The organism is Microcoleus sp. D3_18a_C4 (assembly GCF_036702415.1).
In the GTDB taxonomy this organism is placed as follows: Bacteria; Cyanobacteriota; Cyanobacteriia; order Cyanobacteriales; family Microcoleaceae; genus Microcoleus.
Genome location: NZ_JAUBTI010000234.1, coordinates 1 through 1,307 on the forward strand (window position 1 = coordinate 1; position 1,307 = coordinate 1,307).

Here is a 1,307-nt window from a genome sequence, read left to right on the forward strand (position 1 = left end):
TGATTTACAGAGCTAGATTGCTGTGTAGCTGTGCGTTCCTGCTGTTCTACTGTGGCCGCAATCTCTGTGGAAGAACTGGCGATCGTATTTGCTACCTGATTGATTGGTCGGATAATTTTATCAAAAATAAATAATATAATAAATGAACCCAATACTACAGCAACAACCGTACCTCCTATAGAAACAGTCGTCGCTAATTGCTCCGACTGTTTTGCGAATTTTGTTCGTTGAACCAGTAAAGCATCTTCTACCGTAAGCATTTCTGCCAGCTTATCCCTAATTTCATCCATTAATATCTTGCCTTTACCTGAAATCACCAAGGCTCTTAGCTCTGGTTCTTTACCAGCCCTTTTTAGGGATATAGTTTCCGCTAATTCATCGAGTTTTTGCTGACCCAAATTTTCAACTTCCTCCAAAGTTTTAACTTGTTCAGGGATATCTTTTACTAAGTCTTTTGTCTCATTTACTGTTTTATAAAAAGCGACGCTTCCCTTTTTGTAAGGTTCTAAAAATTCCTCCTTTCCAGCGAAGATAAACCCTCGCTGTCCTGTTTCAGCATCCAATAAAGTTTTTTCTAGGGCTTGCAAATTTGTCTTTACTACATAAGTGTGCGTTTGCCACTCAATAGCTTCGGCTAACTTATCCATACTCAATTTAGTGGCAAATCCGATGCTAATCATTAAGAAAAAAATGGAGCCGAAGCCCAACGGAACTACTTTACTAAGCCGAATAATATGGTGCAACATTGCACTTTCTACTCCTTGATTCGTTGTTGACTTTTGTGGGGGGAAGTTGCAGCGTCAATAATTTCCTGATGTTTTTCACCCAAGTAGTTATTTAATCCCTAATACTAATTCATAATTAAGGCCCCTTTTTTCGTGGAAAAACTTCCAGCGCTTCTTTTTGCTTTCTTGGCTTTACCAACTCAACCATTGAGTCAGACTCATCAAGAAAAATCTGGCAAAACTTAATGTGGAGCAAGCGATGCAGGTCAAAGTCTTTAGGATTAAGGGTTGTTTTGCCTGCTTTGATTTTGCATAAATCCTGTTTATTCGATTGTAGCTGGAAATTCAGGAACCAAACCCAAAAATCGTCAAATTCTCTCCCCCACTTTTCCTCTCTCCCACTATTGATTGGGGTTCAAGTCGATCGCAGAGCGTGTTAAAATCTAGTTAAGCAACAAAATTTTGAGTTCATGGAAATAATAGTAGTGACGCTGGTGCTGGGTTCGGTGCTGTTGGTCTAGGAAATGCGGTTCGGGCGGGTGTTAGTTCGATCTGGAGTTACTGCGAAGGATTTGTTTAAGG

At 39.9% G+C, this 1,307-nt stretch carries 1 protein-coding gene; it reads right to left on the bottom strand.

The genetic code is table 11. The features are described from left to right. Nucleotides 1–647: CHASE3 domain-containing protein (locus QUB16_RS33370; protein ID WP_333322688.1), on the bottom strand; the 647-nt coding region annotated here is incomplete at its 3' end. Nucleotides 648–1,307 lie beyond the last annotated feature (660 nt).